This window comes from Nocardia yamanashiensis, assembly GCF_021183565.1.
GTDB classification, from domain to species: Bacteria; Actinomycetota; Actinomycetes; order Mycobacteriales; family Mycobacteriaceae; genus Nocardia; species Nocardia yamanashiensis.
Genome location: NZ_CP089226.1, coordinates 7,717,301 through 7,742,963 on the forward strand (window position 1 = coordinate 7,717,301; position 25,663 = coordinate 7,742,963).

Genomic DNA, 25,663 nt, shown 5'->3' on the forward strand with positions numbered 1-25,663 from the left:
GCATGTTGACCGCACCCCGATCCTTCCGGCCCGGTGTTTAGACCGTTCCGATCCCCGTGAAGCCCTGCACCGTGTAGACGACGCAAGTCTTCAGAGCAAGCGGCGAGAAATGCTCTCGCATGAAGCCCCAGTTCCGTTCCTTCGCATCGTCGGAAGGAGCCAGGAGGTAGACCTTGACCTGCTTGGGCAGCCGGTCGGTGAAGAAACTCTTCGCGGGCAGCCACTCGACACCGAACTTCGCGGCCTCCTCGCGGACCACGTCCTCGCTGGCGATATTGGCGAAACCGCTTCTCTGATAAGGCAAGACGTGATGAGCGCGGTGCGAGCTCAGGCCGGCCGACAGGAAGCAGTCGACGTAGCGGTTGCCGACCACCTTCAGGTCGTACGCCTGCTCCAACTGGTTGATACCCCAGTCCTCGGTATTCGTTTCGATTTCCTCGGTATCCATCTCGAAGTCGTGCGAAGCCACGACCAGGAAGGTGGAGATCCACAGGCTGATCACGAACTGCAGCACCCAGGCCCAGATATCGCCCATCACCAGGAACAGCACGAACTCGCCCACCAGCAGGAAGCGCACGCCGAAGGAACCGATGAAGTGCGGCAGCGCGCCCTTCCAGGTGCCGTACATGTCCTTCACGCCCACCTTGCGGGTGAGCCGGCAGACATCCAGCAGACGCATGATCATGCCGGTCATGGTGTGACCGAACTTGTGCGCGGTGTGGATCGGGATCCGGAACAACCGGGGGATCCGCACCATCATGGTGAAGACGTTCTTCTTGATGTCGACTTCGCTCTGCGTGTGCGGGTGATGCAGCAGCGCGTGCCCGTCCGCGGTCACGAAAGACAAAGCGACATAGTTCAAGTCGAACGCGTTGACGCAGATCTTGTTCCAGCCCTTCTGGGCTCGATGGATCGCGTAGTGGCCGAAGCCGGCCAGCGAGGAGCGCAGCAGCACCATCGCGATCACGAAGACCGGCAACGGCATCCAGTCGCGCTCGAACAGCCGCAGGCCCTGCACCGCGAAGTACAGCACCGCCAGGATCGCGACCGTGATGTTGAAGTAGGTGTCCATCCGCTTGATGCGGGCGGCCAGCTCCGGCTCCTTGAGCCGGGCCTTCACCTTGTGCAGCAGGTCTTCCTTGTTGCCGAAGTTGTACTTGGGGGTGTCGCGCCAGGAGTCGAAACCCTCGTTGAAAAGGAAGTCGGGAGCGTTGGCCTTGGGATGGATATCTTCGGGCAGCGCATCACGATTCAGCGCGTACCGCTCGATCATCCGGCCGATGGCTTCCGGATTCTTGTGGTAAGAACCGATGATCGAAGTGATGTCACGGTTCTTGGTGCGGCCGATGAAGAACTCGCCGCCGGGATGCTTGGAAATCCAGTCGTTGAGGTCGTAGGCTTTGCCGTTGTAGACCCACACGTTGGTGAGCGGCGGCGGGCCGTCGAGAGGCGGGCGCTGGAAATCCCGCTCCTCCACCTCCGGCCGTTCGTCCGTCGTCATGATGTTCCTCCACACGCACTTACACAGTTCGAGCGTTCCGACTGTATAGTCGTTGCCCCACCTTGCATTTCACTGAACAATCTCTTAAACCACCAGCGGCGTCAGTCCGGGCATCCGTCGTGGTGACGGACCTGCCTGCTCACAGCGCGTCGTACAGGTGATGACGACTTCATCGTGAACCCCCGGGCAAAGTGTTTCGACGGCGGCCGAAACACGCTGGCTTCCAACACATTGGACCCCTAAGCATGCGGGTCCGAGTCACGCTTTGTCCGAAAAACGAAAGCCGATCCGGTCAAGCGGGGGCGACAGTGGCTGCCGCCGCTCCGCTCCGCCCGGATCGGCTCCGCACTATTCGACGAGCTCCGGCCTAGCCTGGTGCGCTGATCAGCTGCCGGGCTTGGTCACGGTGACCGGCTTGCCCCAGTCGGACAGGGTCACGGTGACGGTGCCGTTGTCCTTCTTGATGACGGCCTGCACCAGGTTCGGGCCGGTGCCGGGCGACGCGGCGGTCGACGGCAGGGTGGTCGCGGTGCCCGACGGCGGGGCGACGTCCTTGATCCAGACGGTGATCGGCAGGGTGCCGCCGCCGTCGCCGAGCTTCGGCACGACCGGGTCGATGACCGAGGCGTCGATGGTGCCGGAGACCTTCACCGCGTCCACGCCGTTGACCTTCTCGCGGGCCTCGGTCTTCGGGTTCTGGATCTTGGCGATCACGTTCGCCAGGCCCTTGTCCTTGTCCAGGATGATGCCCGGATCGTAAACCTGTTCGGCCGGACCGACCTTGGAGTACGCCGAGCCGTCGCCGGCGTACAGGGTCTTGTCCACGACCAGGAACTTGGTGGAGGTGTACTCGGCCTCCGGCTTCAGCTTCACCTCGGCCTCGCCGATCGCCTGCCCGGCGCCCTGCGGCTGGTTGGTGACATCGGCCTTGACGCTCTTCACAGGGAGGGTCGACAGGTCCTTGGCGGTCAGGGCCAGGTGCACCGCCTGCAGGGTCTGCGTGGTGCGAGCCGATTCCTGGACGATCTGCGCGCCCTCGGGCAGCGGCGTATTGGCGGCCACCGAGGAAGAGGTGGAGCCGCCCTTGTCGTCATCGGACGAGCAACCCGCGACGAACCCGACGAGCAGGCCCGCGGCGAGGACGGCGGCGGCACCGCGACGGCGCAGCCGTCGACCGGTCGAAGTGTTTCCTTGAGATATCACGTCATTCATCTACAACCCCCGAAGAGTCAGATCATGTTCGTACGGGCAGCGGCCGCTGCCCGTCGTAGTATGCAGTACTTCGTACGTGCACGCGTAGATCGCCCGATATTCCGGCATCCGCGCAGCACCGTCGTGCAATGCGCCGAAACCCGAACCCGCGGTCTCGCACGGCATTACGTTTCCTGGATCGGGCGCGTCGGGCAACTCATTAACAACATCGGCTGCGCGCCGGGCGTGGACGGGCGTGTCGAAGGTGTTCGGGCGCACAGCATCCGGGGAGTGTTCCGATGGCATCCGAATGGCAATCGATCTTCGGCAGAAGGGTTCCGCCTAGATTAACTTATTTGTGAACTCTCATTACCATCCCGCAACTTTCTCGCTAACAAGCCGCTCATTTTCCGCGCACCAATCCGGTCTCGAAAGTCCGGAGCTCCTGCGGCGCCAGCAGGCTCCAGGCCTCGCAGCGGAGCTTTCCGGGCCGCTTCACCCCGCTCGCCCGCAGCGCGGTATGCGTGGCGTGCGCGATCCGCGCCCCGGCCGCCGCCGTCGGCTCGTACTCGGTCACCTGCCACTCGCCCTCGTCATCGAGCACCTCGACGCCGCACCCGGCCGGACCGAACCAGCCCTGCACGATCCGGCTGTCCGGATCCTTCCGGCGGCTGATCATCCAGACCACGGTGTTCGCGAAGGGTTGCAGGACGGGTAGATCCGCGGCCAGGGATTCGAACAGCGGATACAGCAGATCGTCCAGCCGGGCCCAGCTGCGGGCCATGGGCTCCGGGAAGTGGTCCGCGGATACGGATTCGGGCAGTTCCGGGTCCAAATCGCCCGGGGTGATCACCCAGGATCGGGTCCGGTCCCACGGACGGTCGTCGTACTCGTCGTCGCGCCCTTGCTCGATCTCCCAATGGCGCTGCGCTTCAACGGGCTTCGTTGGTGTCATTTCGAGAGTCAGCTCCGGGTGTCCGCTCTCGAGTAGTCGGGACAGCTTGAACGTCACGTCCGGGCGCCGCCAGCTCGCCCACGCATCGGGACCGCCGACCAGTGTCGGGATGCCGAGCAGGCGAACGCATTCGGTCAATGCCTCCGCGTATGCCGAATCGCCGACGGTGGCGGCCAATGGCTGGGCGAGGATCAAGCGGTCGAAATCGCCGAAGCCGAAGCGCTGTACCGCGGTCAGGTGGAGCGTGCCCTCGGCGCGCAAGGAGATGAGCGCCTCGTCCGATCTGGATTCGGCCTCGACAATGGCCTGATTGCGTCGAGCGCCCCGATGGTCGGTCAGTTCCCTGGCTTCGACCGGCCAGCCCGCCGCGCCGACCACGCGGGTGACATCTGCTCGGGACCAGTATCCGGGATCGGTCTCGGTCAGCAGTGGAATCGCAGCCAGGAACGGAGACCAGTCGATTCGGTCTTTGAGCAACTGCTCGAATGTCGATTCCGGAGTTGCGGGCATGCGACCGAGCGGTCTTTCCAAGTGCAGTAGCACGGCGCCGCGGCTGAAGCTCAGACCCACGGTGACCGACGGCAGCGGCCAGCGCGGATGAAGCGTGCCGGGACCGGCCTCGGTCGGTCTGTCGAGGATGAGCCGCAAGGCGGCTGCCAAATCATCGAAGGTGTCCAGCAGTGCGGAACGATCGGCGTGCTTCCCGTACTGTCCCATATCGACGAGGATCCGCTCGAGGGTTTCGCTGTCCGGGTCGAAGGCTGCCTGGGCCACGTAGGCGCCCTCCGGCCCGAGCCGCATCGAGAGCACGTTGCCGGGATAGCCGGAAACTGGTGCGCTCCAGCCGATCCGCTCGGCGAAGCGCGCGACATCCGCCGTGTGCCAGGTCCAGTCGAAATGCGCGGCCGTCTCGGCAACAGCCACCGCGCCGGGCAGGTCGACCCGCTTCCGCTTCCCCACAGTTCTCCTTGCGCTCGGTGGTGAACGCTAGTGCCCGCCACCGACATCCGGAATCGGTCGGTGCATAGGTATTGACCGTCGCAATTGACTCGGCTGGCGGCGCGGCGGGCAGCGGGCGGATCCGCGACGGGTGTGGATCTGTCCGGGCCGATGCTCGCCCGCGCGGGGGAGCTGGCACTCGAGGAAGGCGTCGGCAATGTCCGCTTCGAACGGGGTGACGCGCAGGTCTTTCCGTTCCCGGGCGCCGGATTCGATGCCGCGCTGAGCCGTTTCGGCATCATGTTCTTCGCCGATCCGGTCTCGGCCTTCGCCAATATCGCGCGCGCCCTGCGCCCCGGCGGCCGCCTGGCCTTTCGTGACCATGCCGGACATCCCCGACGCCACCGAATTCATCACGGCCTGGGGCCCGCTGCGCTACCACCGCATGCTGTCCGGTTTCGCCACCGACGACCGGGTCCGTACCGCCGTCTCGAATGCCCTGCGCCCCTTCGCCACCCCCACCGGCGTCCGCCTGCGCGGCACCGCCTATCTGGTCACGGCCGCCACCCCACTACCGTGATCCGCATGTCCCCGAGAAAGGCAGCGGCGTTGCGCGACAGCGCGGACGAACACGGACTCCGCGCCCACCTCGTCACCACCGCGCAACGCCTCATCGCCGAGCAGGGCGCGGCCGGTCTCACCGTCCGCGCCATCGCCCGCGCGGCCGGCGTCGCCGACGGCGTCCTCTACAACCACTTCGCGGACAAGGACGACCTCCTCACCGCCGCGGTGACCGCCCACGTTGTCGCCGCCCACGCCGCCCTCGGCGATCTCCCATCCCCCGGCACGGCCACCGTCGAACAGAACCTCCGCACCTATCTCCGCGCCGGCCTGGCCCTCCATCGCGCCGTCCTCCCCGTCTTCGCCGGCCTGCTCGCCACCCCGGCGGTCCTGACCCGCTTCGCCGAATCCGAAGCCCGCGACAGCGATTGGCGTGCCCACCTGACCCGCTACCTCAGCACCGAACAGGAACTCGGCAGGATCGCGCCCGCAGCGGATATCGACGCGGCCGCCGCCATCCTGGTAGGCATCTGCCACGACCAGGTCCTCACCACACTCCTCTCCGGTGCCCGCCCCCACCCACCCCGCCAACTCGACATCGACGCGATCATCGCCACCCTGCTCACCGGAATCGCCCAGCGCGACACCTGATTCCGTATTTCCGGATGGCCAGATGCTGGATGCCGGTTGTCGTGGCTCGGCGGGGTGCGGAAGCGCCGGGCGGATGAACTCACCTGTGGCGCAGGCCGGTTCGGAGGCTCCACAGGTGCTGGGGTTGGCCGGCGGCGAACGCGTGGCACCACAGTTGATCGGGGGTGGTGATGCCGTGGCCGTGCAGGGTTGCCAGGACCGCCGCGGCGATGCGGTCGCCGGATTCGGCGCCGGGCGGGAAGTCGAGCATGCAGGGCAGGCCCTCGGGTTCCTGGAATTCCAGGCGGCAGTCGGTATCCCGGAACCAGCCTTGGGCGAGCCAGCCGTCCGCCGCGCGGCCGGTGCCCAGGCTCCAGACCACGCAGCCGGCATACGGATGTAGTTGCGGCATGTCGGCCGCCATCGAGTGGAAGAGGGTCTTCAGGAAGTACTCGAAGTCCGACCAGTCGGTGACCTGACGTTCCGCGCCCGGCCATTCGAAGTCCATGGCGGCCCGCAGCGATTCGTCCTCGCGATCCGGGACGACGCTCCAGCAGGCGTCGGGAATCCAGTCCTCGCTCCACTTCTGGTTCAGATACGCCTCTTGCTCGGTGGCCTCGGTCGGCTGTACTTCGAATCGGAGACGAGCCGGTTGTGCGAGCTCGCGCGAGAGCGTGAAGATCGCTTCGGGGCCGCGCCACCGGGCGAACGCGTGCGGTCCGCCGACCAGCGGGGGCGCGCCCAGCAGCCGTACGCATTCGGCCAGCGCCGCACGGTACGCCGCGTCGATCACCGCGGGCGCGAGGGACTGGCTCACCTCGATGCGCATGAACTCACCTGATCCGGATCCGGATCCGGATCCGGTCAGCGGCCGCTGGGCGCGATCGGCGAGCAGACGCGCCGATGCGTCCGGCGTCGTCAGGTCGGTTCGAATGTCACCGGCTCGGTTCACCGCCGGTGCACCCCACCCGACCGATTCCGCCAGCTCTGTCATCTCGGCACTCGTCCAGGCGCCGGGAACCGCTTGCACCAGCAGCGATATCGCCTCGACCAGCGGCGACCAGTCGCTCAACCGCGCGTATCCGGCCGCGGCGTCGGCCCGCTCCCGCCGGGCCCGGTCGAACCCGGCGCGCGGCCGCACCGTCAGATACACGCCGGAATCATTGTGCTGCAAGGTGATCGCCGCGAACTCGCTCACCCACGATGGCCCGTGCTCACCCTCGGCGGGCTCCTCGGGAGCCCCCAGGCGGGCGCTGACGCCGGCGCTCAACTCCGACGCGGTACGCGCGGAAGCCGCGGCGTCGTCGGATCGGAGAATCTCGAGCGTCAGATCCGACAGCGCGTTCTCGTCGAAGAAGTACGCGTTCCCCTCGATCGGCGGGACGCTCTCCGGCGCCCGGACCTTCAGCATCCGGCCGCCCCATTGCTCCTCGGGCTCCGGCCAGCCCAGCTGCCCCAGGAACTCGCGGAGATCCGCGCGCGTCCACGCCGCCTCGAACCCCGCCGCCGTGCAGGCGAACCGCACCACGTCGGCAAGCCCGGCCCCCACTGTCTCGCTCACAGTCGCGACGTTAGCAGCCGGTTCGGACAGGTGAGGGCACGAAAACGGCCCGGCGCGATCGGTATTCGATCGCGCCGGGCCGGAAGTTCGCGGAGCGGCTCAGTACACGGGGCCGGTGTACTTCTCGCCCGGGCCCGAACCCGGCGCGTCGGGGTACTCCGAGGCCTCACGGAAGGCGCGCTGCAGGGACTGCAGGCCATCCCGGATGGGTCCGGCGTGCGGGCCCAGGTATTCGACGGAGGCGGTGACCAGACCGGCCAGCGCGGTGATCACGCGGCGGGCCTCGTCGAGGTCCAGGTGCGGGCTGGCCGACGGGTCGGGTTCGCCGAGGCCGAGCTTCTCGGCGGCGGAGCTCATCAGCATCACGCAGGCGCGGCTGATGACCTCGACGGCGGGGATCTCGGCCAGCTCGCGCACGACCTCGCCCTCGATGAGGTGCTCGGTAGTATTGGCCAGCTCCTCGTTCACTGCTGCCTCACTCATGAGGTAGAGCATGGCACCGACCGGGTAGTCGCTGGTCGCGCGGGTGGGCGATTCGGAGGATCGCGAGGTGGGTGTTAGACTGACCTGCGACGACCGCCCCGGACCGGTTCCTGCGACCTAATCGGGGCATTAAGTGGAGCCCGACTCCCACCGTCAACCGATCGCTTTGCACCGCAACAGCACCAGGTTCGACGGTCCGGTCGCCCATCTTTTACCGGATGGGTTTCTCGTGCGGGTTTTTCCTGCTCGGGACGTGACGCGAGTGGTTTGCGTCCGCGATCGGTCGACTCGGGCCCCGTGTTGGAGAAATACCAACCCGGGGCTTTCGTGTTGAAATTGGGGTTGAGTTATTGCTTGCGGTCGTTGACGAACCGCTTGACCTAGGAGGCCCCATCAGCACTGAGACCCGCATCAACGATCGCATCCGCGTACCCGAGGTCCGCCTCATCGGACCGGGCGGCGAGCAGGTTGGGATCGTGCGTGTTGAAGATGCACTACGCGTCGCCATGGAGGCGGACCTCGACCTCGTCGAGGTCGCACCGGACGCGCGCCCGCCGGTATGCAAGATCATGGATTACGGCAAGTTCAAGTACGAGACCGCGCAGAAGGCGCGTGAGTCCCGGAAGAACCAAGTGCAGACCGTGATCAAGGAGCAGAAGCTCCGGCCGAAGATCGACGACCACGACTACGAGACCAAGAAGCGCAACGTCGTTCGCTTCCTCGAAGCCGGTTCGAAGGTCAAGGTCACCATCATGTTCCGCGGCCGTGAGCAGTCGCGTCCGGAACTGGGTTTCCGCCTCTTGCAGCGGCTGGCCTCCGACGTCGCCGATCTCGGTTTCGTCGAAACTTCGGCCAAGCAGGACGGCCGGAACATGACCATGGTCCTCGCTCCCCACAAGGGCGCGAAGACGCGGGTGAAGGCGCAGAACGACGCCAGCTCGGCCCCGCGCAGCAATGCGCCGGCGGCGGAAGCTCCGGCCGACGCCCCGGCTGCCGAGGTTCCGGCGGCCACCCCGCAGCAGTAATAACGAACAGCACACCGGAGGTCAGGGGGTGACCCCTGCCTCCGGCACGACAGAACTGAGGATTCCATGCCGAAGATGAAGAGCCACAGCGGCGCCTCGAAGCGATTCAAGGTGTCGGGCAGCGGCAAGCTGCTGCGTCAGCAGGCCAACCGTCGCCACCTGCTCGAGCACAAGCCCTCCACCCGGACTCGTCGTCTGGACGGCACGGAGGTCGTCGCGAAGGCCGACGTCGCTCGCGTCAAGAAGCTGCTCGCCAAGTAAATACGGCTGAGCAAGCCGCAAGCGATCCGTCAGCGGAACGCATAAAACGACCAACTCCGGGCGCAACCGCCGCGCCCGCCTATCGATCAAGGACTGAAAAGTGGCACGCGTCAAAAGGGCCGTCAACGCTCAGAAGAAGCGCCGTTCCGTTCTCGAGGCCTCCAAGGGCTACCGCGGTCAGCGGTCGCGCCTGTACCGCAAGGCCAAGGAACAGCAGCTGCACTCGCTCACCTACGCCTACCGCGACCGTCGCGCGCGCAAGGGTGACTTCCGCAAGCTGTGGATCACTCGTATCAACGCCGCCGCGCGTCTGAACGACATGACCTACAACCGCTTCATCCAGGGCCTGCAGGCCGCGGGTGTCGAGGTGGACCGCAAGATCCTCGCCGAGCTCGCCGTGTCCGACGCCGAGGCGTTCGCCGCCCTGGTCGCGGTCGCCAAGGCCGCGCTGCCGGCCGACGTCAACGCCCCGGCCGCCTGATTCGGTCTGCGTGACGACACAACATCATTCGGAACGACCCGTGGAAGCGCTCTCCGAGCGCAATCCGCGGGTCGTTTCCGCTGTCAAACTCCATCGCGGGCCGCAGCGCCGGAAGACCGGGTTCTTCCTGGCCGAGGGCGCGAACTCGGTCGAATCCGCCTTGGAGACGGGCCGTATCGAAGAGCTCTTCTATTCGATGAAGGCCGCCGAACGCGAGCACGAACTGGTCGCCGGTGCCGCCGCGCAAGGGGTGCGCACCACGCTGGTGAGCAATCGCGCCGCGGAGATGCTGGGGGAGACCGTGACCCCGCCCGGCCTGGTCGCCGTCTGCCGCCTGGTGGACGTGCCGCTGACTTCGGTGCTGGAGGCGTCCCCGCGCATGCTCGCCGTGCCCGTCGCGATCGCCGATCCCGGCAATGCCGGCACCCTGATCCGCGTGGCCGACGCGGTCGGCGCGGATGCCGTTGTGCTGGCCGGTGATTCGGTCGATCCGCACAATGGCAAGACCGTACGCGCCTGTGCCGGAAGCCTTTTCCACATTCCGGTGGCCCGGGCCCGCGGTATCGACGCCACCCTCGACGCCCTGGAGGCGGCCGGTATCGCCATCCTGGCCACCACCGCCCGCGGCGAGGTGAACCTCGACGAAGCCGACGAGATCCTCGCCGGACCGGTCGCCTGGCTCTTCGGCAACGAGGCGCACGGCCTGGACCGCGCCGTCGCCGCGCGCGCCACCCATCGCATCCGCATCCCCATTCACGGTCGCGCCGAAAGCCTCAATCTGGCCGCCGCCGCGTCCATCTGCCTGTACGCCAGTTCCCGCGTCCAGCACGCGAAGTGATCGCCGCGCGGCGGCGCCGTCGCGGCAGGTACGGCGCGATTTAGTGTGCTGGCAGGTAGCCCGTACTCTTAGCCGGTGACATCGCCCAGCACTCTGCGGTCCGGTGCGCTCTCCCTGGCATCCAGCGTGGTGATCGGGGTGGCATCGGCAGGTCCCGCGTACAGCATTACCGCCACCCTCGGTCTCGTCGTCGCGGCCGTCGGGTTGCAGGCGCCGATCATCGTGGTGCTGGCATTCGTCCCGATGTTGCTGGTGGCCATCGGGTATCGGGATCTCAATGCGGTCGAGCCGGATCCGGGCACCACGTTCGTATGGGCGACCCGGGCGTTCGGGCCGTTCACCGGATGGATGGCCGGATGGGCGATCGTCGTCTCCGATCTGCTGGTGATGGCGTCCCTGGCGCAGATCAGCTCGCAGTACACCTTCCATCTGGTGGGGGCCGACGGCATCGGCTCGGATGCGACGAGCATCTGGGTGCTGCTGCTCGGGATCGTCTACCTGGTGGTGATGACCGCGGTGGCGGTGTTCGGCATCGACGTGTCGGCGCGCTTGCAGAGCGTGCTGCTGGCGGTCGAGTTCGGGATGCTGGTGGTGTTCTCGATCGTGGCGCTGGTGCGGGTGGCCATCGGGCATGCCGCGGCCACGGCGTCCGCGTTCAGCTGGGATTGGTTCGATCCCTTTGCCATCGGGTCGTTTTCGAGCTTCGTCAACGCGCTGCTGCTGATGGTGTTCATCTACTGGGGCTGGGATTCGGCGGTCTCGGTGAACCAGGAGACGGTGGATCCGCGGCATACGCCGGGGCGGTCGGCGGTGCTGTCGACCATCACGCTGGTCGCGCTGTACCTGGTGGTCACGGTGGCGGCGCAGGCGTTCGCGGGCGCGGGCACCGAGGGGCTGGGGCTGGCCAATCCCGATCATGTGGACGATGTGCTGGGCGCGCTGGGGCAGGCGGTGTTCGGGGACAGCACCCTCGGGTCGATCGCGGTGCATCTGCTGTTCCTGATGGTGCTGACCTCGGCGGCGGCCTCCACCCAGACCACGATCCTGCCGACCGCGCGCACCACCTACTCGATGGCCGTGCATCACGCGCTGCCCAAGCGGTTCGGCGAGATCGATCCGAAGTACCGGACGCCCGCCTTCTCCACCATCGTGTTCGGCGGGGTGTCGATCGTGCTGTACGTGGCACTCAATTTCGCGTCCGGCGGCCGGTTGATCGCGGAAGCGGTCACGGCGATCGGCATCTCGATCGGCGTGTACTACGGGCTCACCGGCGTCAGCTGCGCCTGGCTGTACCGGGACCGATTCGCCACGGACCGTAGGGCTTTGGTGATGAAGGGGATCCTGCCCGCGCTGGGCGGATTCGCGCTGCTGTTCGCGGCGGGCTGGACGGCGGTCACCTCGTGGTTCAGCGCCATTTTCGTGCTCGGCGTGGGGACGCTGCTGCTCGGTGTGCCGCTGTATCTGATCCTGGCGCGCATCATGCCGCCGTTCTTCCGCGGCGAGGTGCTGGCGCGCGAGCTGCCCGCCCCGACCGAGGACATCATCGAGGCGGACGCGCCCGCGCAGCGCTGAGTGGGAGCCGAACGGTTCGGGCGCGCAACCGGTTTCAGTCGCCGGCGGCTTCGATATCGGCGAGTATCTCCTGCGCCCAGGGCGCGTCGGCGGCCCCGTCGTCGGTGACGCCCATGGCCGCCATATCGGTGAGCAGCATGCCGGTGGCCATGAACTGGCGCACCGCCAGGACCGGGGCGCCGGTCAGATCCCGGACGGTGGTGTAGATATTGCCGAAGCGGGCGCGGATGGCCCGGCCGATCTCCGGATCGACTCCGGCGGCGGCCAGCCCCTGCAGGAAGACCCGGGGCAGGTCGCGCTCGGCGAGGAAAACCTTGTACTGGCGGCCCATCGCGTGCAGGCGTTCCTGGGGCGGGGTGTCGGCGGGCAGCTCCTCGACGGCCGCGCGGAACAACTCGTCGATCCGGTCGCAGACCCGGGCCAGCACTGCCAGGAACAGCTGCTGCTTGGTGCCGAACAACCGGATCACATACGGCTGCGATACCCCGGCCCGGCGTGCGATCTCATCGGTTTTGGTTGCGGCGTAACCAGATTCGGCGAAGGCGGTGATGGCGGCCTGTAGCACTTGCTCACCGCGTTCGGTGGCGGTCATCCGGGTTCTGGTCATGCCCCTCATCCTCCTCGATGTGGTCGCGTATTGACATGTTATCAGTCAATGCATACTCTTCGATTCATAAGTTATCAGTCGATAACAACAAAGGAATCGCCGGTATGACCACCACCCTCACTTCCACGCCCCGTACGGCGGACACTCGACGCCGGCCGCTCGCCGCCGTCCTGGCCGCCGTGGGCATCCCCATGTTCATGGTCACCCTCGACAACCTCGTGGTGACCAATGCGCTGCCGGTCATCAAGACCGAGCTCGGTGCCTCGCTGGCGGACCTGCAATGGTTCGTGAACGCCTACGCGCTGTCCTTCGCCGCGCTCATGCTCACCGCCTCCGCGCTCGGCGACCGGATCGGCCGCAAGCGCGTATTCCTCATCGGCATCACGCTTTTCACGCTGGCCTCGGCCGCCTGCGCCCTCGCCACCGATCCCGGGATGCTCATCGCGGCCAGGGCGGTGCAGGGCTTCGGTGCGGCGGCGGTCATGCCGCTGTCGCTACCGCTGCTGTCGGCGGCGGTGCCGGAGAAGCTGCGCAGCGCCGCCATCGGCATCTGGGGCGGCATCTCCGGGCTGGGCGTGGCGCTCGGCCCGGTGGTCGGCGGCGCGGTCGTCGACGGCCTGAGCTGGCAGTGGATCTTCTGGATCAATGTGCCCATCGGCCTGCTGGCGGTGCCGTTCGCGGCCCGCGTCCTCGGTGAATCCTTCGGCGAGGCGAAGCGTTTGGACCTGCCCGGGCTGGTGCTGTCGGCGGGCGGCGTGCTCGCGGTGGTGTGGGGCGTGATCCACGGCGCCGACGACGGCTGGACCTCGGCGAACGTACTGGGCGCGCTGCTCGGCGGCGCGGTGCTGCTGATCGCCTTCATCGGCTGGGAATGGCGTTCCCCCGAACCCATGCTGCCACTGCGGCTGTTCAAGTCCCGCGGGTTCAGCGTCATCAACGCCATCATGGTGACCTTCTCCATGGGCGCCTTCGGCTCGATCTTCCTGCTGGCGCAGTACTTCCAGGTGGTGCGCGGTTACTCCCCGCTGGAATCCGGCATCCGCACCCTGCCCTGGACCCTCGCCCCCATGTTCGTCGCGCCGCTGGCCGGGCTGATCGTGGACAAGGTGGGCCCGCGCGTCCTGGTCGGGATCGGTCAGGCGTTCCTGGCCATCGCCCTCGGCTGGATGTCCCTCATCACCAGCGTGGACGTCTCCTACAGCGCCTTCCTGCTCCCGTTCGTCCTGGGCGGCATCGGCATGGGCCTGACCTTCGCTCCGTCCTCCACCGTCGTCATGGCCAGCAGCGCACCCGCCGACCAGGGCATGGCCTCGGGCACCACCAGCACCATCCGCGAAGTCGGCGTCGCCCTCGGCATCGCCGTGCTGGCCTCCGTATTCTCCTCCTACGGTGCGTATCTCACCCCGCAGAGCTACGTGGACGGCCTGGCCCCCGCCGTCGGAGTCGGCGCGGCCATCGTCGCGGTCGGCGCCGTCATCTCGCTGCTGCTACCCGGTCGCAAATCCTGAAATCGCCGCCGCCTGTGCCCCTGCCGGAATCGGCAGGGGCACAGGCGTTTCCGGAAGTCAGTGGGCGGGTGCGCTGCCCAGTTCGGCGGTGATCGCGCCCGACAGCAGGTGGCGAGCGCGGTCCAGGGACAGCGAGCCGCTGTGCCAGCGCTCGGAGAGTCCCTCGATGAGGGCGGTGAGCCGTTCCGCGGCGGCTGCGGCATCGACGGCGGCGGGGATGGTGCCGGTGTCCTGGGCGGCGCGAACGAGGGTGGCGATATCGGTGTTCCAGGACGCGGTGGTGGCGGTCAGGGGGGCCCGCAGGTCGGTGTTGAATACCGCGCTGGCGCGCAATTCGCCCCAGGCGATGGAGGTTTCGCGGACGTCGTCGCGGTCCTGTAGTTCCGCGAGCAGTGTGGCCTCGAGCTGGGTGCGCGGGTCGGCGGAATCGATCCAGGCGTCGTCGGTGTAGGACTGGGCGCGGTGGTTGACGTGGGCGAGGGCGGCGTGCAGGACTCCCGAGCGATCTTTGAAGTGGTAGTAGATCAGTGCGGTGGAGACGCCGGCCTCGGTGGCGAGCTTGTCGATGCGCAGGCCGCGGACGCCGTCCTGGGCGATGACGCGGACGGCGGCTTCCAGAATCTGAGTGGCGCGGTCTGACACGGTTGTCACCTTATGGGTTAGTGGGCGGGCTCTTGCTGGGTGGTGCAGTGGATGCCGCCGCCACCGGCCGCGATGGCGTCGATGTTCAGCTGCACGATCTGCCGGTCGGGGAACAGCCGGGCCAGGGTGTCGTGGGCGGCGGCGTCGGCGTCCGCATCGCCGAATTCGGGGGCGATGACCGCGCCGTTGCAGACGTAGAAGTTGATGTAGCCGGCCGCGAAATCGTCGCCCGGGTTCGCGTAGCGCAGGTCGGTGGGCGCTTCCAGGGTTTCCACCTCCAGCGGGCGGCCCTGCGCGTCATTGGCGTTGTGCAGGATCTCGAGGTGGGTGCGGGTGATGTCGTAGTCGTAGGACTCCTCGTTGTTGTCGAGCCCGGCCACCACCACCCCCGGGCGGGCGAAGCGGGCGTAGAAGTCGGTGTGGCCGTCGGTGATGTCCTGACCGGCGATACCGGGCAGCCAGATCACCTTCCGGATGCCCAGCAGCCGGTCCAGTTCGGCTTCGACCTCGGGCTTCTTCCAGCCCGGATTGCGATTGGCGTTCAGCACACAGGATTCGGTGATGATCGCGGTGCCCTGCCCGTCGACCTCGATACCGCCGCCCTCGAGCACCAGATCGGTGTGCACGGTCCGCACGCCCGCCCGATCGTCCACGAACGCGGCGACCTTGGCGTCGCGCTTGTGCTTCTGCTTGCCGCCCCAGCCGTTGAAGTTGAAATCGACGCCGCCCCAGCCGTTTTCGCCGCGCACGAACACCGGTCCGGTATCGCGCATCCACAGGTCGTCGATATCGGTGGCGATCAGCTCCACGTTCGCGCCGCCGATCAAGCAGCGCGCCAGACCCATCTCGTCGGGTCGCACCAGCATCGACACCGGCTCGAAACGCGCGATGGCGACGGCGATACCGGCCAGATCGCGCCGCACCTGCGGCAGCAGTTCGTCGCCCCAGATCGGTTCGCTCGGGCCGAAAGCCATCCAGGTGCGCTTGTGCGGATCACCTTCCTCCGGCATCGCCCAGCGGCTGCCGTCGCTTCCGGAACCGCCCGAATCGGACTCCGACAGATCGTCGCAGGCGGTGGCCAGCAGCCCGCCCACGGCCACCAGCAGGCTCGATTGCATGAATCGGCGTCGTTGCATCGCGTATCTCCTCGCGTCTGTCAGGCCGCGTGCGGGCAACCCGAACGCTAGTCGCTGACTAACTTTTTGATCAAGATTGGTGAGACGGGTGTCTCGGCGCGCCCGGTCGCGGGCGGGTGCTAGCGGGCGGGTTCCTGCTGGGTGGTGCAGTGGATGCCGCCGCCACCGGCCGCGATGGCATCGATGTTCAGCTGCACGACGCGCCGGTCCGGGAACAGTCGCGTCAGGCTCGACAGCGCCGCGTTGTCGGCCTGCGGATCCCCGAATTCCGGAGCGATGACCGCGCCGTTGCAGACGTAGAAATTGATGTAACCGGCTGCGAAATCATCGGATTCGAACTGCGGCCGCACTCGCGACGGCCCGGCCAGCACCTCGACCCGCAGCCGCCGGCCCCGGGCATCGGTGGCCTCGTGCAGGATCTCGAGATGCTGTCGGGTGACGTCGTAATCGAAGGAATCCGGATCGTTGTCGAGTCCCGCGACCACCACTCCCGGCCGCGCGAACCGCGCGTAGAAATCGGTATGCCCGTCGGTGATGTCGTACCCCGCGATCCCCGGCAGCCAGATCACCTTCGAAATGCCCAGCAGATACGCGAGTTCCTCCTCCACGTCCTGCCGCTTCCATCCGGGATTGCGATTGCGATTCAGCACGCAGGACTCGGTGATGATCGCCGTGCCCTCGCCGTCGACCTCGAGCCCGCCGCCCTCCAGCACCAGATCGGTCTCGAGCGCCTCCACCCCGGCCCGCCCGCAGATCTGCCCCGCCACTTCCGCGTCCCGCCGGTGCGACTGCTTGCCGCCCCACCCGTTGAAGTTGAAATCGATCCCGCCCCAACCGGATTCGCCGCGCACGAACACCGCCCCGGTATCCCGCGCCCAGATATCGTCCAGCACCGCCTCGACCAACTCCACCCCGGGCCCGGTCAACTCCCGCGCGATCGCCATGTCCTCGGCCCGCACCAGCATCGACACCGGCTCGAACCGCGCGATCGCATTGGCGATATTCGCCAGATCCCGCTGCGCCTGCGGCAACAACTTGCGTCCCCACACCCGCTCGGTCGCCCCGAACGCCATCCAGGTCCGCGCGTGCGGCTCGCCTTCCTCGGGCATCACCCAACGCCGCTCGTCCTCGCCGGCCTCGTTCCCGAGAATGCCGTCGATGATCGCCCAGCCCCGGTTCAACAATCCACGTCTGCCCATTTTCCCGATCCTTGCTTCCCATGCTCTCGGCCGAATCTCGAATCGATCACGAACAGTGAGGTCAGCGACCGATCGGCAACCCCAAACTACCTCTGACTAAAAATTTGGTCAAACACTGTGCGCGGTGTCACGCGCCCGGCCCGATGGCGGGCGCGCCGGGCCGATCGGCGCGCCGCCGGGCGGCGAGCGGGCATCAGAAGACGAAGCCGCGCAGGGCTACGAAGCGCAGGCCGCCGACCGCGGCCATGATGCCCACCACGGCCGTGGACTGGGCCAATTCGTTCAGGCCGGGGGCCCAGGAGCCCAGCCCGGCCAAGGCGCCGGTGCTGATCAACAGGCCGATCAAGGCCAGCCCGCCGCCTTCGTACTGGGCCTTGAACCAGCCGACCCGGCCGGCGGCATTGAAGGTCAGTTTGCGGTGCAGTTCGTTGGCGATGACGGTGCTGACGATGGAGCCCGCGGTGTTGGCGACCAGGGGGCCGATGCCGTTCATGGACATGAACAGCAGGACGTAGGCGACATTGCTGGATCCGCCGACCAGGGCGAAGCGGATCAACTGGGCGAAGACGTGGTCGCCGCGCAGGTAGCGGATTGCCGTGCTGTTCATGAGGACCACTGTCGGCGGGGGCGCTTACAGCGGACTGACATCGTGCTGACATCGGCGCTGACAGCGGGGGATCCGCCGGTCAGGGGGCGTAACGGACCGGCCGGGAGGCCGATGCAGAGGGCATCGAGGGGCGGGCGATCTACGGCGGGTGAGCGGTATGCGTGGGCGATTACGGCTGGTGCGGCCGATTCTGGGTGTGATGGCGTCCGCGGCGCTGGTCACCGCCGGCTTGCTGGCGTTCGATTACAGCGAACCGCAGGAGCCGGCGTGCAATTTCACGGTGCCGCTCGCGCCCTACACCACGGTGACTCCGACGACGCCGCACTGGCTGGACGCCGGGAACTGAACGTCAGGCCGCGGGCGCGCGCCTGCTCGATCTCGTTGCATTTGCGTGCGCGCGGCCTGCGGAAATCCAGGTGAAGCGGGCTGATTACAAGGCTTACGATGCGACCAGCAAGAATGGGAGCCAGGCAATCCGCCTGACCCATACCGCCCAGGGGAGAGACGAAGCATCGTGGCCGACGATATCGACCGTGCCGAGCAGACCGCGGCTTTGAGTGAGGAATCGCTCGCCGCTGCCGCGGAAGCCGCCGAGAAGGCGTTTGCCGCCGCCAGCACCCTGGACGAGCTGGCGGCCGCGAAAACCGAGTACATGGGCGGTAAGTCGCCGATCTCCCTCGCGCAGCGGTCGCTCGGCACCCTCCCGAAGGAAGCGAAGGCCGAGGCCGGTAAGCGCGTGAACGTGGCGCGTGGGCGGGTGTCCGCCGCCTACGAGACCCGCCAGGCCGAGCTGCTCGCCGAGCGCGACGCGGCGGTGCTGGTCGCGGAGGCCATCGACGTGACGGTGACCGCGCGGCGGGAACCGGTCGGCGCGCGGCATCCCATCGCGGTGTTGTCGGAGCGGGTCGCGGACGTCTTCGTGGCGATGGGCTGGGAGGTCGCCGAAGGTCCCGAGGTCGAGACCGAGCACTTCAATTTCGATGCCCTGAACTTCCTGCCGGATCATCCGGCGCGCACCATGCAGGACACCTTCCACATCGCGCCGGAGGGTTCGCGCCAGGTGCTGCGCACCCACACCTCGCCGGTACAGGTGCGGTCCATGCTGTCGCGCGAGCTGCCCATCTACGTGGTGTGCCCGGGCCGTACCTTCCGCACCGATGAGCTGGACGCCACCCACACCCCGGTGTTCTCGCAGGTCGAGGGCCTGGCCGTCGACAAGGGCCTGACCATGGCCCACCTCAAGGGCACCCTGGACGCCTTCGCGCGCGCCCTGTTCGGCCCGAACACCACCACGCGCATGCGGCCCAGCTTCTTCCCCTTCACCGAACCGTCCGCCGAGGTGGACGTGTGGTTCGAGGACAAGAAGGGCGGCCCGGGCTGGGTCGAGTGGGGCGGCTGCGGCATGGTGAACCCGAAGGTGCTCATCGCCTCCGGCATCGACCCCGAGGTGTACAGCGGTTTCGCGTTCGGCATGGGCCTGGAGCGCACCCTGCAGTTCCGCAACGGCCTGTCCGATATGCGCGACATCGTCGAGGGCGATGTGCGTTTCACCGTGCCGTTCGGCATCCAAGCCTGACCCGACCCTTCGATACGAGGAAGCGAAACGTCAAGTGCGAGTAGCGCAATCCTGGCTGACCGAAATCCTGCAGCGCACCACCCCCGGCTGGTCGGTGACGCCGGAGGAGCTCGACGCCGGTTTCGTCCGGGTCGGGCTGGAAGTCGAAGAGGTCGATCCGGTGACCCCGATCGGCGGCGAGATCGAGCGTCCGCTGGTGGTCGGGCGGGTGCTGGAGATCACCGAGCTGACCGAGTTCAAGAAGCCCATCCGCTTCTGCAAGGTCGACGTCGGCAATCCGGAACCGCAGGAGATCGTCTGTGGCGCCCGGAATTTCGCCGTCGGCGATCTGGTCGTCGTGGTGCTGCCGGGCGGTGAACTGCCCGGCGGTTTCAAGATCTCCTCGCGGAAGACCTACGGGCACACCAGCAATGGCATGATCTGCTCGGTCGCCGAACTCGGCATCGGCAAGGATCACTCCGGCATCCTGGTGCTGGAACCGGGCACCGCGGAGCCGGGCGCGGACGCCAATGTGGTGCTGGGCCTGGACGATACGGTCATCGAGCTGGCCATCACTCCCGACCGCGGGTACGCCTTCTCGGCGCGCGGCCTGGCGCGAGAACTGGCCTGCGGGTTCGACCTGGAGTACAGCGATCCGGCCGTGCGCCTGCTGCCGGACTCGGAGACCGAAGCCTGGCCGGTGAAGATCGAACCGGAGTCGCTGTGCACCCGTTTCGCGGTGCGCCGGGTCACCGGGATCGATCCGAAGGCCGTGTCGCCGTGGTGGTTGCAGCGCCGGCTGCTGCTGTCGGGCGTGCGTCCCATCTCCCCGGCCGTCGACGTCACCAACTACGTCATGCTCGAGCTGGGCCAGCCGCTGCACGCCTTCGACGCCGCCAAGGTGCGCGGCGGGTTCGTGGTGCGGCGCGCCAACAAGGGCGAGACTCTGCGCACCCTCGACGAGGCCGAGCGCACCCTGGACGCCGAGGACGTGGTGATCGCCGACGAGTCCGGCGTCATCTCCCTCGCCGGCATCATGGGCGGCGCCAGCACCGAGGTCGGCGCGGACTCGACCGACATCCTCCTCGAGGCCGCGACCTGGAACCCGGTCGCGGTGGCGCGCACCGCCCGCCGCCACAAGCTCGGCTCGGAGGCCAGCCGCCGCTTCGAACGCGTGGTGGACCCCGAGGTGAACCTGGCCGCGCTGGATCGCGCCGCCACCCTGCTGGCCGAAATCGCCGGTGGCACCGTGGAATCCGTGCTCACCGACGTGCGCGTGCCCACCCCGGGCCCGCAGCCGATCAGCATGGACATCGACCTGGCCGACCGCACCGCGGGCGTGCAGTACGAGCGCGGCGCGGCCACCCGCCGCCTGCAGCAGGTCGGCTGCACCATCGAGGTCGGCGTCAGCGAGACCGGGCACGGTCAGCTGGTCGTCACCCCGCCGACCTGGCGGCCCGACCTGACCCAGCCCGCCGATCTGGTGGAGGAGGTGCTGCGCCTGGAAGGTCTGGACAAGATCCCGTCGGTGCTGCCCACCGCCCCGGCCGGACGGGGGCTGACCGCCGAACAGCGCCGCCGCCGGGCCATCAGCAAGGCCGTCGCTTTCGAAGGCTGCGTCGAGGTCCCGGCTCCGGTCTTCATGTCCGGCACCGTGTTCGACACCTGGGGCCTGGACGCGGACGACCCGCGCCGCAACACCATGCGCGTGCTCAACCCCCTCGACGTCGATCGCGCCGAGCTGTCCTCCACGCTGTTGCCGGGCCTGCTGGAGATCGCCGCCCGCAATATCTCGCGCGGTGAACGCGATCTCGCCATCTACGCCATCGGCCAGGTCACCCTGTCCACCGGCAAGACCGGCGCGGTCGCCCCGCTGCCCGTCGACCGCCGTCCCACCGAGGACGAGATCGGCGTGCTGCTGGATTCCCTTCCGCTGCAACCGGTCCGGATCGGCGCGGTGCTCACCGGCAAGCGCGAACCGCGCGGGCCGTGGGGTCCGGGCCGTGCCGTGGCAGCCGCCGACGCGTTCGCGCTGGTGGACGCCATCGGCGATGCCGCGGGCCTGACCATCGAGCGGCGCGCGGTGGCCTACCTGCCGTGGCATCCCGGTCGCGGCGCGGAGCTGCTGGTGGACGGCGTCGTCGTCGGCCACGCGGGCGAACTGCACCCGGCGGTGCTGGAGCGTTCGGGCCTGCCCCCGCGCACCTGCGCCATCGAACTCGACCTCGATGCCCTCCCGCTGCGCGAAGTCCGTCCGGCCCCGGTCATCTCGGCCTTCCCGGCGGTGCTGCAGGACGTGTCCATCAGCGTCGAGAAGACCGTCCCGGCCGCCGCCGTGGAAGCCGCCCTGCGCACCGGCGCGGGCGAGCTCCTGGAAACCATCTCCCTGTTCGACGTCTACGAGGGCGCGCAGGCCGGCGAGGGCCGCAAATCCCTCACCTACGCCCTGCGTTTCCGCGCTACCGACCGGACGCTGACCGAGGACGAGGCCAGCGCGGCGCGGGACGCGGCAGTGGCGCAGGCCGCCGACACGGTCGGCGCGGTGCTGCGCGGCTGACGCCGGAACCGTTCGGGCACACCGGATTCGACGCCCCGGTGATCACGGCACTGCACCGTGATCACCGGGGTTTTCCTTTTCCGGCAGTCCAATTGGTGGGATGAATACGCGGGAAGTCTGTAAGCGGGCGCATAGCCGGGTGCAGAATACCGGGGTGGAAGCTGATGTGGTGGGGCGCGCGACGCTGCGCAAGGTGACCCTGCGGCTGGTGCCGTTCCTGGGGTTGCTGTATTTCGTGAACTATCTGGACCGGGTGAACATCGGCTTCGCCGGACCGAACGGCATGAAAACCGATCTCGGTTTGAGCGAGACGGCGTTCGGGTTCGCCTCCGGGATCTTCTTCATCGGATACCTGCTGCTCGAGGTGCCGAGCAACCTGGCGCTGCACCGCTTCGGCGCGCGCCGCTGGATCGCCCGAATCCTGTTGACCTGGGGCATCATCGCCTCGGCCATGGCGTTCGTGCCCAACGGCACGACGCTGGTGGTGCTGCGGTTCCTGCTCGGCGTCGCCGAGGCCGGTTTCTTCCCCGGCATCCTGCTGTACCTGACCTATTGGTTCCCGCAACGGCATCGGGCGCGGATCGTGGCCCTGTTCATGACCGCCGTGCCGATCTCGACCGCCCTCGGCGCCACGTTGTCCAGCCTCATCCTGCAGTACGGCGACGGCGTCTTCGGCCTCACCGGCTGGCGCTTCATGTTCCTGGTCGAAGGCCTGCCCTCGCTGGTGCTCGCGGCGGTCACCTGGTGGTATCTCACCGACCGCCCGGATCGGGCGAGCTGGCTCGAACCCGCCGAAAGGCAATGGCTGGCAGCCGAACTCGAAGCCGAACAGGCGAAAGCCGAAGCGGCCGAGCACTGGACGCTGCGCAAGGCGCTCACCCATCCGCGCATCCTCGGCCTCGCGCTGGTCTACGGCGGCATCGTCTATGGCTTGTACGCGCTCGGCTTCTTCCTGCCCACCATCATCAACGGCTTCCAGGAGCAGTTCGGCACCCACTATTCGGTGGTGCAACGGGGCTTGATCAATGCCGTGCCCTATGTGATCGGCGCAGTGGTGATGGTCTGGTGGAGCCGCCACGGCGACCGCACCGGCGAACGCGCCTGGCACGTGGCGCTCCCCGCCCTGGCCGGCGGCCTGGCCATCCCGGTGACCCTGTATCTGGGCAACCCCTTCGCCGCCATGGTCGCCGTGACGGTGTGCGCGGTCGGCGTGCTCGCCGCCCTCCCGACCTTCTGGGCCCTGCCCAGCACCTTCCTGTCCGGAGCCGCGGCCGCCGGCGGCATCGCGCTGATCAACTCCATCGGCAATATCAGCGGCTTCGCCGCCCCGTACATCACCGGCTGGCTCAAGGACTGGACCGGCACCCAGAAGGCCGGGCTGTGGGTGGTCGGCTTCGCCATGGTGGGTTCGGCGGTGGGCGTGCTGCTGTTGTGGCGCGGCACGCGGTCGAGCGGGGTCGGCGCGCGGGCCGAGGTGGGGTAGGAAAGGGGGATGCGGCATCCGGCTACTCCGATACTCAATGCGCTGACCTACCTTCCGGATCGGCGGATCGTGGCGACCCCGGAACAGTTCGGGGTGGGGTACGAGGACCTCATGCTGACGACCGCCGATGGGGAGAGGATCAACGCCTGGTTCGTGCGGGCGGCGGGGAAACCGTTGGGGCACTTGCTGTTCGCGCACGGGAACGCGGGGAATATCGGGGATCGGTCGCCGGTGCTGGCGTTGCTGTCGGCGGTGGGGTTCGATGTGCTGGTCTTCGACTACCGGGGGTTCGGGCGGAGCAGCGGGCGGCCCGGTGAGGCGGGGACCTATCTGGATGCGCGGGCGGCGCGGGAAGCGCTGCTGGCGCAGCCGGGAGTCGATCCGGAACGGGTTGTGTACCTGGGGAAGTCGCTCGGGGGCGGGGTGATGACGGAGCTTGCGACCGTGCACCGGCCCGCCGGACTGGTGCTCATGTCCACGTTCACCGGTCTGCGGGCGGCGGCAGGGGCGGTGTATCCGATCCTGCCGAAGGTGTTCGTGCCCGATGCCTATCCGTCGCTGAAGCGGATGCGCCAGGTCCGCTGCCCGGTGCTGGTCATGCACGGAGAGGCCGATGAGATGCTGCCGGTGGCGATGGGCCGGGCCCTGTTCGCGGCCGCGCCGGAGCCCAAGGAATTGATTGTGTATCCGGGGGCCGGGCACAACGATCTGATCGGGATTCCGGGCTGGGCGGAAACCCTGGCGGCCTGGGTGGCCGGGCTTGCGTAGCCTGGCTGCATGAGCCATGCCGAGGGACTTGCTGCGGAACTGGGGAAGTTGTCGGATGCCGAGCTGGCCGCGGTGGTCGGGGCGGCGACGGATGGGCGGGCCGGGCTGGCGGCCCTGCACGAGGTGGCGCTGTCGGTGGCGGTGACCGTGGGTCATGCCCCGCATATCGATAATGTGATGCCTGACACGCCGGAGCCCGCCGAGTCGTCTCGCGCGCTGATGACCGATACGTTCCAGCAGGTCGGGACGGGTCCGGTGGTCGATGCCGAGCTGGTACCGCCCGCGGGTATCCCGGTTGGGCCGGGGGTCGCGGGGTATACGAACAACGGTGTCCCTACTTTCGAGTCAGTTCGCGATAAGGTCGAGCAGCGCTACGGCACCGCGCAGGGGATGAGCGAACTGGATTCGCAGACGCCGGTGGGTCGCAGCGTGGAGGAACAGTGGGACGCGCGGGAGAAAGCCGCGCGGGAGCGCCTGGAACAGATTCGGAAGTCGGTGCACCGCAGCGACAAAGGCTGAGATCCGGGGCTCCGTCATATCGGATGGGTGGAAACTGTGACCGAGCCACGGGAAATCGCCGAACGGCTGCTCGACCTGCAGGTCGATTGGATCTTGTCGGAAGTGACCGGTGAGCGCTTCGCCGAGGTGATCGCGCGGGACACCGACGCCGTCATCGGCGTCGCCGACACCATCATCTTCCGCGACGTGGTCGAGATCGACCAGGCCAAGGCCACCGTCGCGACCATCATCGACCTGATCGGCGGCTCGCCGGTGCTGGGCGAGATGGTCGGCGCGCTGGCGCCGGCGCTGTACGACGAGATCGCCTCCAACAAGGACTACACCCTCGGCGACGTGGTCGAGCGCGAGCCGGTCGAGCAGCTGCTGGAGAAGATCTTCGGCATGCACCAGGCGCAGGAGCGCATTCTCGAGCGCCTCACCGAGAGCCCGCTCATCGCCACCGTGGCCGCCAAGTTCGTGGACAAGCTGGTCGACGATCTGATGGAAGCCAACAAGCAGATGGCCTCCAAGATCCCCGGCGTGGGTTCGCTGGTGTCCATGGGCACCAATGCCGCCAAGTCGGCGCGCAAGGCCGCGGAGAAGGCGGGCGGCTCCTTCATCGGCGAAATGGCCGGTAAGGGAGCGCAATTCGCGCTCAAGCGGACCAATAACGCCATCCGCGACATGCTGCAGGACGCGCCCGTGCACGATGCGGCCATGGAGTTCTGGGATCTGCACGCCGGGGAGCCGGTCGCGGGTCTGCGCGAATACCTCTCGCAGCAGGACCTGAAGGACCTGGCGCTGATCATCTACCGGATCGCGCTGACCACGCGCGAGAAGGAGTACTTCGGCGTGCTGGTGGATCAGGGCGTGGAGGTGTTCTTCGAGAAGTACGGCGATCACACCCTCGCGGCCATGCTGCCGGAGCTGGGGCTGTCGGGCGAGGCCATCTCGAACGAGATCCTGCGCTACGGCCCGGCCGTGGTGGAGGCCGCCAAGCGGAACGGCGTGCTGGCCAAGCTGGTCCGGGAGCGGCTGGAGCCGTTCTACCTGTCGGAGCCGGTGCTCGCGGCCATCGCCGGGAAGTAGTTCGGTACGACACTGG

At 67.8% G+C, this 25,663-nt stretch carries 25 protein-coding genes and 1 pseudogene; 16 read left to right on the forward strand and 10 right to left on the reverse strand.

The window, feature by feature from the left end; genetic code table 11:
* Positions 1-37: 37 nt before the first annotated feature.
* The 3 genes from LTV02_RS35515 to LTV02_RS35525 all read right to left on the reverse strand — a co-directional run bounded on the left by LTV02_RS35515 (position 38) and on the right by LTV02_RS35525 (position 4,607).
* On the reverse strand, positions 38-1,501 hold the full coding sequence (locus LTV02_RS35515) for a fatty acid desaturase (RefSeq protein WP_067719774.1): 1,464 nt from the start codon (positions 1,499-1,501) through the stop codon (positions 38-40).
* 384 nt (positions 1,502-1,885) lie between these two features.
* Positions 1,886-2,713 carry an LppX_LprAFG lipoprotein gene (locus LTV02_RS35520; RefSeq protein ID WP_067719776.1) on the reverse strand — a complete coding sequence of 276 codons (828 nt, stop codon included), beginning with the start codon at positions 2,711-2,713 and terminating at the stop codon, positions 1,886-1,888.
* A gap of 382 nt (positions 2,714-3,095) precedes the next feature.
* Positions 3,096-4,607: a DUF6301 family protein gene (locus LTV02_RS35525; protein WP_233035918.1), complete on the reverse strand. Its 1,512-nt coding sequence runs from the start codon at positions 4,605-4,607 to the stop codon at positions 3,096-3,098.
* Positions 4,608-4,739: 132 nt separating this feature from the next.
* On the opposite strand from LTV02_RS35525, the pseudogene LTV02_RS35530 reads away from it, so the two are divergent.
* From LTV02_RS35530 to LTV02_RS35540, 3 genes and pseudogenes are all read left to right on the forward strand, one after another.
* Positions 4,740-4,913, forward strand: a pseudogene (locus LTV02_RS35530) (class I SAM-dependent methyltransferase); the annotation flags it as partial.
* A 49-nt stretch (positions 4,914-4,962) separates the two neighbouring features.
* Positions 4,963-5,166 carry a hypothetical protein gene (locus tag LTV02_RS35535; protein WP_233041928.1) on the forward strand — a complete coding sequence of 68 codons (204 nt, stop codon included), beginning with the start codon at positions 4,963-4,965 and terminating at the stop codon, positions 5,164-5,166.
* A gap of 5 nt (positions 5,167-5,171) precedes the next feature.
* Entirely contained in the window at positions 5,172-5,798 is a 627-nt protein-coding gene (locus LTV02_RS35540) for a TetR/AcrR family transcriptional regulator (protein WP_233041857.1), read from the forward strand.
* 79 nt (positions 5,799-5,877) lie between these two features.
* Here the strand turns inward: LTV02_RS35540 and LTV02_RS35545 are convergent, their stop codons facing one another.
* Both LTV02_RS35545 and LTV02_RS35550 read right to left on the reverse strand, forming a co-directional pair.
* On the reverse strand, positions 5,878-7,338 hold the full coding sequence (locus LTV02_RS35545) for a DUF6301 family protein (RefSeq protein WP_233035919.1): 1,461 nt from the start codon (positions 7,336-7,338) through the stop codon (positions 5,878-5,880).
* Between the two features lie 99 nt (positions 7,339-7,437).
* Entirely contained in the window at positions 7,438-7,821 is a 384-nt protein-coding gene (locus LTV02_RS35550; RefSeq protein ID WP_233035920.1) for a DUF1844 domain-containing protein, read from the reverse strand.
* A gap of 350 nt (positions 7,822-8,171) precedes the next feature.
* Here LTV02_RS35550 and infC point away from each other — a divergent pair, with 350 nt between their 5' ends.
* The 5 genes from infC to LTV02_RS35575 all read left to right on the forward strand — a co-directional run bounded on the left by infC (position 8,172) and on the right by LTV02_RS35575 (position 11,998).
* The gene (gene infC / locus LTV02_RS35555; protein ID WP_084535447.1) at positions 8,172-8,846 is read left to right on the forward strand and encodes a translation initiation factor IF-3; all 675 of its coding nucleotides are present in this window, start codon (positions 8,172-8,174) and stop codon (positions 8,844-8,846) included.
* A gap of 66 nt (positions 8,847-8,912) precedes the next feature.
* Positions 8,913-9,107, forward strand: coding sequence for a 50S ribosomal protein L35 (gene rpmI / locus LTV02_RS35560; RefSeq protein WP_067719787.1), 195 nt, complete (start codon positions 8,913-8,915; stop codon positions 9,105-9,107).
* Between the two features lie 100 nt (positions 9,108-9,207).
* Complete coding sequence (rplT, locus tag LTV02_RS35565; RefSeq protein ID WP_067719790.1) at positions 9,208-9,588, forward strand: 50S ribosomal protein L20; 381 nt, start codon at positions 9,208-9,210, stop codon at positions 9,586-9,588.
* A gap of 40 nt (positions 9,589-9,628) precedes the next feature.
* Positions 9,629-10,426, forward strand: coding sequence for a TrmH family RNA methyltransferase (locus tag LTV02_RS35570; RefSeq protein WP_233035921.1), 798 nt, complete (start codon positions 9,629-9,631; stop codon positions 10,424-10,426).
* Between the two features lie 75 nt (positions 10,427-10,501).
* Positions 10,502-11,998 (forward strand): APC family permease, encoded by a 1,497-nt coding sequence (locus LTV02_RS35575; RefSeq protein WP_233035922.1) that lies wholly within the window; start codon positions 10,502-10,504, stop codon positions 11,996-11,998.
* Between the two features lie 34 nt (positions 11,999-12,032).
* Here the strand turns inward: LTV02_RS35575 and LTV02_RS35580 are convergent, their stop codons facing one another.
* A complete protein-coding gene (locus LTV02_RS35580) occupies positions 12,033-12,605 on the reverse strand; it encodes a TetR/AcrR family transcriptional regulator (RefSeq protein WP_233035923.1) in 573 nt (190 codons plus the stop codon).
* 104 nt (positions 12,606-12,709) lie between these two features.
* On the opposite strand from LTV02_RS35580, the gene LTV02_RS35585 reads away from it, so the two are divergent.
* Complete coding sequence (locus tag LTV02_RS35585) at positions 12,710-14,113, forward strand: MFS transporter (protein WP_233035924.1); 1,404 nt, start codon at positions 12,710-12,712, stop codon at positions 14,111-14,113.
* A 57-nt stretch (positions 14,114-14,170) separates the two neighbouring features.
* On the opposite strand, the gene LTV02_RS35590 is transcribed toward LTV02_RS35585, so the two are convergent.
* The 4 genes from LTV02_RS35590 to LTV02_RS35605 form a co-directional block, all read right to left on the reverse strand.
* Positions 14,171-14,755, reverse strand: a complete 585-nt coding sequence (locus tag LTV02_RS35590; RefSeq protein ID WP_233035925.1) for a TetR/AcrR family transcriptional regulator — start codon at positions 14,753-14,755, stop codon at positions 14,171-14,173.
* Between the two features lie 17 nt (positions 14,756-14,772).
* A complete protein-coding gene (locus LTV02_RS35595) occupies positions 14,773-15,891 on the reverse strand; it encodes an agmatine deiminase family protein (protein ID WP_233035926.1) in 1,119 nt (372 codons plus the stop codon).
* Positions 15,892-16,010: 119 nt separating this feature from the next.
* On the reverse strand, positions 16,011-17,090 hold the full coding sequence (locus LTV02_RS35600; protein ID WP_233035927.1) for an agmatine deiminase family protein: 1,080 nt from the start codon (positions 17,088-17,090) through the stop codon (positions 16,011-16,013).
* A gap of 193 nt (positions 17,091-17,283) precedes the next feature.
* On the reverse strand, positions 17,284-17,697 hold the full coding sequence (locus LTV02_RS35605) for a GtrA family protein (RefSeq protein WP_233035928.1): 414 nt from the start codon (positions 17,695-17,697) through the stop codon (positions 17,284-17,286).
* Between the two features lie 157 nt (positions 17,698-17,854).
* Here LTV02_RS35605 and LTV02_RS35610 point away from each other — a divergent pair, with 157 nt between their 5' ends.
* The 7 genes from LTV02_RS35610 to LTV02_RS35640 all read left to right on the forward strand — a co-directional run bounded on the left by LTV02_RS35610 (position 17,855) and on the right by LTV02_RS35640 (position 25,647).
* Positions 17,855-18,043 (forward strand): hypothetical protein, encoded by a 189-nt coding sequence (locus tag LTV02_RS35610; protein ID WP_233035929.1) that lies wholly within the window; start codon positions 17,855-17,857, stop codon positions 18,041-18,043.
* A 168-nt stretch (positions 18,044-18,211) separates the two neighbouring features.
* Positions 18,212-19,273: a phenylalanine--tRNA ligase subunit alpha gene (gene pheS / locus LTV02_RS35615; RefSeq protein WP_233035930.1), complete on the forward strand. Its 1,062-nt coding sequence runs from the start codon at positions 18,212-18,214 to the stop codon at positions 19,271-19,273.
* A gap of 34 nt (positions 19,274-19,307) precedes the next feature.
* Positions 19,308-21,809 (forward strand): phenylalanine--tRNA ligase subunit beta, encoded by a 2,502-nt coding sequence (gene pheT, locus LTV02_RS35620; protein WP_233035931.1) that lies wholly within the window; start codon positions 19,308-19,310, stop codon positions 21,807-21,809.
* A 100-nt stretch (positions 21,810-21,909) separates the two neighbouring features.
* Positions 21,910-23,292 carry an MFS transporter gene (locus LTV02_RS35625; RefSeq protein WP_408639310.1) on the forward strand — a complete coding sequence of 461 codons (1,383 nt, stop codon included), beginning with the start codon at positions 21,910-21,912 and terminating at the stop codon, positions 23,290-23,292.
* A gap of 9 nt (positions 23,293-23,301) precedes the next feature.
* Positions 23,302-24,060, forward strand: coding sequence for an alpha/beta hydrolase (locus LTV02_RS35630; RefSeq protein ID WP_233035933.1), 759 nt, complete (start codon positions 23,302-23,304; stop codon positions 24,058-24,060).
* A gap of 9 nt (positions 24,061-24,069) precedes the next feature.
* The gene (locus LTV02_RS35635) at positions 24,070-24,579 is read left to right on the forward strand and encodes a PspA/IM30 family protein (protein ID WP_233035934.1); all 510 of its coding nucleotides are present in this window, start codon (positions 24,070-24,072) and stop codon (positions 24,577-24,579) included.
* 36 nt (positions 24,580-24,615) lie between these two features.
* Entirely contained in the window at positions 24,616-25,647 is a 1,032-nt protein-coding gene (locus LTV02_RS35640; protein WP_233035935.1) for a hypothetical protein, read from the forward strand.
* Positions 25,648-25,663: the final 16 nt, after the last annotated feature.

Coding starts and splice junctions, on each gene's coding strand:
- LTV02_RS35515 (WP_067719774.1), bottom strand. CDS start 1,501: ATGACGACGGACGAACGGCCGGAGGTGGAGGAGCGGGATTTCCAGCGC.
- LTV02_RS35520 (WP_067719776.1), bottom strand. CDS start 2,713: ATGAATGACGTGATATCTCAAGGAAACACTTCGACCGGTCGACGGCTG.
- LTV02_RS35540 (WP_233041857.1), top strand. CDS start 5,172: ATGTCCCCGAGAAAGGCAGCGGCGTTGCGCGACAGCGCGGACGAACAC.
- LTV02_RS35550 (WP_233035920.1), bottom strand. CDS start 7,821: ATGAGTGAGGCAGCAGTGAACGAGGAGCTGGCCAATACTACCGAGCAC.
- rpmI (WP_067719787.1), top strand. CDS start 8,913: ATGCCGAAGATGAAGAGCCACAGCGGCGCCTCGAAGCGATTCAAGGTG.
- LTV02_RS35580 (WP_233035923.1), bottom strand. CDS start 12,605: ATGACCAGAACCCGGATGACCGCCACCGAACGCGGTGAGCAAGTGCTA.
- LTV02_RS35585 (WP_233035924.1), top strand. CDS start 12,710: ATGACCACCACCCTCACTTCCACGCCCCGTACGGCGGACACTCGACGC.
- LTV02_RS35595 (WP_233035926.1), bottom strand. CDS start 15,891: ATGCAACGACGCCGATTCATGCAATCGAGCCTGCTGGTGGCCGTGGGC.
- LTV02_RS35600 (WP_233035927.1), bottom strand. CDS start 17,090: ATGGGCAGACGTGGATTGTTGAACCGGGGCTGGGCGATCATCGACGGC.
- LTV02_RS35605 (WP_233035928.1), bottom strand. CDS start 17,697: ATGAACAGCACGGCAATCCGCTACCTGCGCGGCGACCACGTCTTCGCC.
- LTV02_RS35610 (WP_233035929.1), top strand. CDS start 17,855: ATGCGTGGGCGATTACGGCTGGTGCGGCCGATTCTGGGTGTGATGGCG.
- LTV02_RS35625 (WP_408639310.1), top strand. CDS start 21,910: ATGAATACGCGGGAAGTCTGTAAGCGGGCGCATAGCCGGGTGCAGAAT.
- LTV02_RS35630 (WP_233035933.1), top strand. CDS start 23,302: ATGCGGCATCCGGCTACTCCGATACTCAATGCGCTGACCTACCTTCCG.
- LTV02_RS35635 (WP_233035934.1), top strand. CDS start 24,070: ATGAGCCATGCCGAGGGACTTGCTGCGGAACTGGGGAAGTTGTCGGAT.